At 41.1% G+C, this 7,944-nt stretch carries 5 protein-coding genes; 4 read left to right on the forward strand and 1 reads right to left on the reverse strand.

The annotated features are described in order from the left end of the window. Positions 1 to 2: 2 nt before the first annotated feature. The gene (gene rpoC / locus QOW94_RS07765) at positions 3 to 3,653 is read left to right on the forward strand and encodes a DNA-directed RNA polymerase subunit beta' (RefSeq protein ID WP_283679792.1); all 3,651 of its coding nucleotides are present in this window, start codon (positions 3 to 5) and stop codon (positions 3,651 to 3,653) included. Positions 3,654 to 3,713: 60 nt separating this feature from the next. Here rpoC and QOW94_RS11105 read toward each other — a convergent pair whose 3' ends face one another. Next, positions 3,714 to 4,409, reverse strand: a complete 696-nt coding sequence (locus QOW94_RS11105) for a prepilin peptidase (protein WP_502867258.1) — start codon at positions 4,407 to 4,409, stop codon at positions 3,714 to 3,716. A gap of 241 nt (positions 4,410 to 4,650) precedes the next feature. Here QOW94_RS11105 and rpsL point away from each other — a divergent pair, with 241 nt between their 5' ends. From rpsL to fusA, 3 genes are all read left to right on the forward strand, one after another. Then, positions 4,651 to 5,064 (forward strand): 30S ribosomal protein S12, encoded by a 414-nt coding sequence (rpsL, locus tag QOW94_RS07770; RefSeq protein WP_283679793.1) that lies wholly within the window; start codon positions 4,651 to 4,653, stop codon positions 5,062 to 5,064. 47 nt (positions 5,065 to 5,111) lie between these two features. Then, positions 5,112 to 5,582: a 30S ribosomal protein S7 gene (gene rpsG / locus QOW94_RS07775; RefSeq protein ID WP_283679795.1), complete on the forward strand. Its 471-nt coding sequence runs from the start codon at positions 5,112 to 5,114 to the stop codon at positions 5,580 to 5,582. 87 nt (positions 5,583 to 5,669) lie between these two features. Then, positions 5,670 to 7,769 (forward strand): elongation factor G, encoded by a 2,100-nt coding sequence (fusA, locus tag QOW94_RS07780; RefSeq protein WP_283679796.1) that lies wholly within the window; start codon positions 5,670 to 5,672, stop codon positions 7,767 to 7,769. Positions 7,770 to 7,944: the final 175 nt, after the last annotated feature.

Consider the following 7,944-nt stretch of genomic DNA (forward strand, 5'->3'; position numbering starts at 1 on the left):
TAGTGGTCGATGTCAATAAATTTGAAAGTATGCAAATTGGACTAGCATCTCCTGACAAGATTCGTAGTTGGTCTTATGGTGAAGTTAAAAAGCCAGAAACTATCAACTACCGTACCTTAAAGCCAGAAAAAGATGGTCTCTTCGATGAGCGTATTTTTGGTCCAACCAAAGATTGGGAATGTGCGTGTGGAAAATACAAGCGAATCCGTTATAAGGGAATCGTTTGTGATCGATGTGGTGTTGAGGTTACTAAGTCAAAGGTTCGTCGTGAACGAATGGGCCATATTGAATTAGCAGCTCCAGTTACTCACATCTGGTACTTCAAGGGTATCCCAAGTCGGATGGGACTCGTGTTGGACATGAGCCCACGGGCACTTGAAGAAATTATCTACTTCGCTTCATACGTTGTTACCGATTCTGGTAACACCCCAATGGAAAAGAAGCAGTTACTTTCAGAACGGGAATACCGTGAAAAGAAGCAAGAATACGGTCCTCGTTTTGAAGCTCAAATCGGTGCCGAAGCAATTAAGACATTGTTAAATGATGTTGACGTTGAAAAGGAAGTTACCGAACTTAAAGAAGAATTGAAGGATGCTACTGGTCAAAAGAGAACTCGTGCAGTTCGTCGTTTGGACATTTTGGAAGCATTCGTTAACTCAGGAAACGAATTATCATGGATGGTAATGGATACAATTCCAGTTATTCCACCTGATCTTCGTCCTATGGTCCAACTAGAAGGTGGCCGTTTCGCTACCTCTGACCTTAACGATTTATATCGTCGAGTTATTAACCGTAACAACCGTCTTAAGAGATTGTTGGATCTTAATGCACCAGGAATTATCGTTCAAAACGAAAAACGGATGCTTCAAGAAGCCGTTGATGCTTTGATTGATAATGGTCGCCGTGGCCGTCCAGTTGCAGGTCCTGGTAACAGACCATTGAAGTCACTTTCTCATATGCTTAAAGGTAAGCAAGGACGTTTCCGTCAAAACTTACTTGGTAAGCGGGTTGATTACTCTGGTCGTTCAGTTATCGATGTTGGTCCTAACTTGAAGATGAACCAAATGGGTCTTCCTGTGCCAATGGCAATGGAATTATTCAAGCCATTTATCATGAAGGAACTTGTTGGTCGCAAATTAGCTTCTAACATTAAAAATGCTAAGCGAAAGATTGAACGTCAAGATGATGATGTGTTCAGTGTTCTTGATGATGTTATCAAGGAACATCCAGTTCTGTTGAACCGGGCCCCTACACTTCACCGTTTGGGAATTCAAGCATTCGAACCTGTGCTGGTATCAGGTAAGGCTATGCGTCTTCACCCATTGGTTTGTGAAGCTTACAATGCCGATTTCGATGGTGACCAAATGGCCATCCACGTTCCGCTATCTGATGAAGCCCAAGCGGAATCACGTTTGCTAATGTTAGCTGCTGGTCACATTCTTGCACCTAAGGATGGAAAGCCAGTTGTTACTCCATCACAAGATATGGTTATCGGTAACTATTATTTGACGATGGAAGAATCTGGCAAAGTCGGCGAAGGAATGATTTTTAATTCCCCTGACGAAGCCGATTTGGCATACAGAAACGGATTAGTTCACTGGCATACAAGAGTTGGTATTAAGACTTCTTACTACGAAAAGAAGCCATTTACTGATGAGCAACGTGAAAAGATCATGGTTACGTCTGTTGGTAAGATTTTCTTCAATAACATCTTGCCAGAAGACTTCCCATACATTAACGAACCTACAGAAACTAATCTAAATGGTTACGTTGATGACAAGTACTTCCTTGATGCAGGTGAAGATATTGAAGAACACTTGAAGAACGTTGAAACAATCAACCCATTCAAGAAGGGCTTCTTAAGTGATATCATTGCCGAAGTTTACAAGAAGTACCGAGTAACTGAAACTTCACTTCTATTGGATAGAATGAAGGATCTTGGTTACAATGACTCAACTAAGTCAGGATTAACCGTTGGTATTTCCGATGTTACTGAACTTCCTGACAAACAAGAAATTATCGATGATGCTCATAAAAAGGTTGGGATGGTTACTAAGCAGTTTAGACGTGGATTGATCACTGATCATGAACGTTATGAACGAGTAATCGGTATCTGGAACGACGCTAAAGACGACATTCAAGATCGCTTGATGCAGACTTTCGATCCTCAAAACCCAATCTTTATGATGAGTGATTCTGGTGCCCGTGGTAATGTTTCTAACTTTACCCAGCTTGCCGGAATGCGTGGATTGATGGCCGCTCCTAACGGTGAAATCATGGAATTGCCTATTACTTCAAACTTCCGTGAGGGACTTTCTGTTTTGGAAATGTTCATTTCTACCCATGGTGCTCGTAAAGGTATGACTGATACCGCCTTGAAGACTGCCAACTCAGGTTACTTGACTCGTCGTCTTGTTGATGTGGCTCAAGATGTTATCGTTCGTGAGAAAGACTGTGGTACTGATCGTGGTCTTACCATCAGTGCAATTACTGAAGGTAACGAAATGATCGAACCACTTTACGATAGAATTGTTGGTCGTTACGCAATGAAGACAGTTAAGAACCCTAAGACTGATGATGTTATTGTTAATGCTGGCGATATGATTGATGAGGCTGCTGGCCAAGCAATCGTTGACGCTGGGATTGAAGAAGTGACTATTCGTTCAGCATTCACTTGTAACACCGTTCATGGTGTTTGTGAGAAGTGTTATGGTCGAAACATGGCTACTGGTGACGAGGTTGAAGTTGGTGAAGCAGTTGGTACTGTTGCTGCTCAATCAATCGGTGAACCCGGTACTCAATTGACCATGCGGAACTTCCATACCGGTGGTGTTGCTGGTAACGCTGATATTACCCAAGGACTTCCCCGGGTTCAAGAAATCTTTGAAGCTCGTAATCCTAAAGGTAAAGCAGAAATCACTGAAGTTACTGGTACAGTTGAATCTATTGAGGAAAACCCTGCTGAGAGAACTAAGGAAGTTACTATCAAGGGTGAAGCCGACACTAGAACCTATACTGTTCCAATCACAGCGCGGATGAGAGTTTCCGAAGGTGATTTTGTTCACCGTGGAGCAGCGTTGAATGAAGGTTCTGTTGATCCTAAGGAATTGTTGAAGGTTCGTGATGTTCTTTCAACTGAAAACTATCTTCTTCATGAAGTTCAAAAAGTTTACCGGATGCAAGGTGTGGAAGTGTCAGATAAGCACGTGGAAATCATGATTCGTCAAATGCTTAGAAAAGTTAGAATCATGGATCCTGGTGACACTGATGTTCTTCCTGGTACTTTGGTTGACATTAACGACTTTAAGGAAAGCAATGCGGATGCGGTTGTAGGTGGCTCAGTTCCCGCAACTGGTCGGCCAGTTCTTCTTGGAATCACTAAGGCTGCTCTTGAAACTAACAGTTTCTTGTCAGCTGCGTCATTCCAAGAAACAACTCGGGTTCTTACTGATGCTGCAATTCGTGGTAAGAATGATCCACTTGTTGGTCTTAAAGAAAATGTTATCATTGGTAAGTTGATCCCAGCTGGTACTGGAATGCCAGATTACCGTGGAATCAAGCCTGAAGAAGCCGGTGATTCATCAACTGATGGTGTATACTCAATCAGTGAATTGGAAGAAAAGATGAAAGCTGAAGATTCACAAAGCAAGTAATTAAAAAAACTAATTAAGAAGCTCCCCGTCGTCTAGCGTTGGCTAGGTGGCGGGGAGTTTTTAGTTTGTGATAAATTGTCTGAAGAGGGGACTAAGTAAGATAAAGATCAAATAGCCGGCAGTTAAAAAGGGAATGAACGGAATTTTTTTGTTTGAATCCCAATTGAAGATCAAAATGCACAATAAAGCTGCTATGCAGGAACAAAAAACGATAATGAGGCAAGCAGTAATCCCGAATAAGTTAAAGTAACTAACAATCAGGATGATATCTGCGTTACCAATGATTCGTTGCCTAAAGTTCAATGCTAGCAACAAGCCACTAATTGTTATTCCTAACAGCAAAGAGGCGACATTTAGGGGTGACAAGAAAAGAGATAGGGCAAAAAGGGAATAGAGAATCAAATTTGGCACACTTAGTGAAAAGTAGTCAAAGATACTGAGACAAAATAATATCAAGTAAATCAGTATTAGTGTTGGGGTGTATGAGTAGCTATATAAAATTAAAGCAAAATTCATTCCGCCCACGATTTCAATGAATGCTAAGCGATAATCGATTACTGCTTTACAAAACCGACATTTACCATTTAAAATAAAAAAGCTGACTATTGGAACGAGATCGTACCAAGGAATTAGGGTGTGACAATTATCACACCTTGATCTAGATGAGTAAGTCTGCTTAGGCTGTTCTTTTCTTGTAGCGATGCAGCAGTACCACGAAGCGAATGATGCTCCGATTAAAACGTAAATGATTATCATAGAACTCCTCCTTACAAATAAACTCCGAAAAAAATTCAAGATAACTTTGAGTTATTATTGACACATTTCGTGTTGCATGATAAATTAGACAAGGTGCTTTTTGTAACAGGTTTCTGAATAATCAGACATGCTGACTGTTCTGACAAAAAGTGTTGGCGGTGCACATTCTTTTTTACCCAAAAAAGAACCGCCTGGATGTGTGGACTTATATATTGATAAAAACGAAAGGAGTACTTTTTAGATGCCTACAATTAACCAATTGGTTCGTAAAGGACGTAAATCTAGAAGTTCTAAATCAAATGCACCAGCTTTAAATTATGCTTACAACAGTTACAAGAAGAAGCAAGTTAACGTACCTGCTCCTCAAAAACGTGGGGTTGCTACTCGTGTCGGTACTATGACACCAAAGAAGCCTAACTCTGCTTTACGTAAGTACGCTCGTGTACGTTTGTCAAACTTGATCGAAGTTACCGCTTATATCCCAGGTATCGGACATAACTTGCAAGAGCATAGTGTTGTCTTGATTCGTGGTGGTCGTGTTAAGGATTTACCTGGTGTTCGTTATCACGTTATTCGTGGTGCTCTTGATACTGCCGGTGTTACTGACCGTCGTAAGGGACGTTCTAAGTACGGTACTAAGAAGCCTAAAGATTAATTTAATTACCACTAATAAATTGAAAATCTCTTGAGGAGGATAACGGAATGCCTAGAAAAGGAAATGTTACAAAAAGAGAAGTACTACCTGATCCAATGTACAACTCTAAATTAGTTACTCGCTTGATCAACCGTTTGATGCTTGATGGTAAGCGCGGAACTGCAGCCCAAATTTTATATGGGGCTTTTGATGTAGTTAAGGAAGAAACTGGTAATGATCCAGTTGAAGTATTTGAAGAAGCAATGAAGAACATCATGCCTGTACTTGAAGTTAAGGCACGTCGTGTTGGTGGTTCTAACTACCAAGTTCCAATCGAAGTTCGTCCAGATCGTCGGACTACATTGGGTCTTCGTTGGCTCGTAAGCTACGCTCGTCTTCGTGGTGAACATACTATGACTGAACGACTAGCTCGTGAAATTATGGACGCTGCAAACAACACTGGTGCTGCTGTTAAGAAGCGTGAGGATACTCACAAGATGGCAGAAGCAAACCGTGCCTTTGCACATTACCGTTGGTAATTTTATATTAATCGCAGTAAACATTACGGTCCGGATAAGACCGTTTTTGTTGTAATATTGAATGAATTTATTTAAAGGAGTTATATCATGGCTAACAAACGAGAATTTCCGTTAGAAAAAACTCGTAACATCGGTATTATGGCCCATATCGATGCTGGTAAGACAACAACTACCGAGCGTATCTTGTACTATACTGGTAAGATTCACAAAATTGGTGAAACTCATGATGGTGCATCACAAATGGACTGGATGGATCAAGAACAAGAACGTGGTATTACTATCACTTCAGCTGCTACTACAGCTGCTTGGAAAGATCACCGAATTAACATTATTGATACCCCAGGACACGTGGACTTCACTATCGAAGTTGAACGTTCACTCCGGGTGCTTGATGGTGCCGTAGCGGTTCTTGATGCTCAAGCTGGTGTTGAACCTCAAACAGAAACTGTTTGGCGTCAAGCTTCAGACTACAGTGTTCCAAGAATTGTTTTTGCTAACAAGATGGATAAGCTTGGTGCAAACTTCGACTTCTCCGTTCAATCTTTACGTGATCGTCTTCAAGCAAACGCTTTGGCTATTCAAATGCCAATCGGTGCCGAAGATGACTTCGAAGGTGTTATCGACTTGGTTGAAATGAAAGCCGATATCTACGATGAAGACGAACTTGGTTCAGAATGGGATACTGTTGATATTCCTGATGAATACAAAGAAGAAGCCGAAAAGCGTCGGACTGCAATGATCGAACAACTTGCAGACATCGATGATAACATCATGGAAAAATACCTTAATGGTGACGAAATTTCAGAAGCTGAAATTAAAGCTGCTATTCGTAAAGGTACTTTATCACTTGAATTATTCCCAGTTCTTGCTGGTTCAGCTTTCAAGAACAAGGGTGTTCAAATGATGCTTGATGCCGTTGTTGATTACTTACCATCACCACTTGACGTTAAGCCATACAAAGCAACTGACCCTGACTCAGGTGAAGAAGTTGACTTGGTTGCTGGTGATGACAAGCCATTTGCTGCTCTTGCATTTAAGGTTGCAACTGATCCATTCGTTGGTCGTTTGACATTTATCCGTGTTTACCAAGGAACATTGGAATCAGGTTCATACGTATTGAACGCAACTAAGGACAAGCGTGAACGTGTTGGTCGTCTTCTTCAAATGCATTCGAACCAACGTCACGAAATTCCTGAAGTATTCTCAGGTGATATTGCTGCTGCTATCGGTCTTAAGAACACCACTACTGGTGATTCATTGACTGATCCAGACCACGCCCTTCACTTGGAATCAATGGAATTCCCTGACCCAGTTATCCAAGTTGCCGTTGAACCAAAATCAAAGGCAGACCAAGATAAGATGGACGTTGCTTTGCAAAAGCTTGCTGAAGAAGATCCATCATTCCATGCTGAAACTAACCCTGAAACTGGTGAAACCATTATCGCCGGAATGGGTGAGTTACATTTGGATATTATCGTTGACCGTATGAAACGTGAATTTAACGTTGAAGCCACTATTGGTGCTCCTCAAGTTTCATATCGTGAAGCATTCACTAAGTCAGTTCAAGCTCAAGGTAAGTTTGTTCGTCAGTCTGGTGGTAAAGGTCAATATGGTGATGTTTGGATTGAATTCACACCTAACGAAGAAGGTAAAGGATTCGAATTTGAAGATGCTATCGTTGGTGGTGTTGTTCCTCGTGAATACATTCCATCAGTTGAACAAGGTTTGAAGGAAGCTTTGAATAACGGTGTTCTTGCCGGATATCCATTAGTTGACTTAAAAGCTAAGTTATACGATGGTAGTTACCATGAAGTCGATTCTAGTGAAGCTGCATTTAAGGTTGCTGCATCAATCGCCTTACGTGAAGCTGCTAAGAAGGCCGCTCCAGTTATCCTTGAACCAATCATGAAGGTTGAAATCCGTGTTCCTGAAGAATACATGGGTGATATCATGGGCCAAGTTACCGCTCGTCGTGGTCGTGTTGATGGTATGGATGCTGTTGCTGGTTCAGAAGAAATTCATGCATTCGTTCCACTTTCAGAAATGTTTGGATATGCAACTACTCTTCGTTCTGCTTCACAAGGTCGTGGTACATTTACTATGACATTTGATCACTACGAAGCCGTTCCAAAGAGTATTCAAGAAGAAATTATCAAGAAAAATGGCGGTTCTTCATCAGAAGACTAGTCATTATAAATGATAGAAATAAAAGTCGGCGTAAGCTGGCTTTTTTTGGGAACTTAGTCAAATCGTATTGATGAAGTTTCTGAAGCATCGCCGAAAGGTGATGCTTTTTTTGTCTAATCATGAATCAATCTGATTCTGATGAATAAATGGGCCATATTTTTAAAGCCATAACAAC

Origin of the sequence: Lentilactobacillus sp. Marseille-Q4993 (assembly GCF_951230165.1) — a bacterium.
In the GTDB taxonomy this organism is placed as follows: domain Bacteria; phylum Bacillota; class Bacilli; order Lactobacillales; family Lactobacillaceae; genus Lentilactobacillus.

What these genes read in the sequence shown, in the direction of transcription:
- QOW94_RS11105 (WP_502867258.1), bottom strand. Translation starts at nt 4,409, where the DNA reads ATGATAATCATTTACGTTTTAATCGGAGCATCATTCGCTTCGTGGTAC.
- rpsL (WP_283679793.1), top strand. Translation starts at nt 4,651, where the DNA reads ATGCCTACAATTAACCAATTGGTTCGTAAAGGACGTAAATCTAGAAGT.
- rpsG (WP_283679795.1), top strand. Translation starts at nt 5,112, where the DNA reads ATGCCTAGAAAAGGAAATGTTACAAAAAGAGAAGTACTACCTGATCCA.
- fusA (WP_283679796.1), top strand. Translation starts at nt 5,670, where the DNA reads ATGGCTAACAAACGAGAATTTCCGTTAGAAAAAACTCGTAACATCGGT.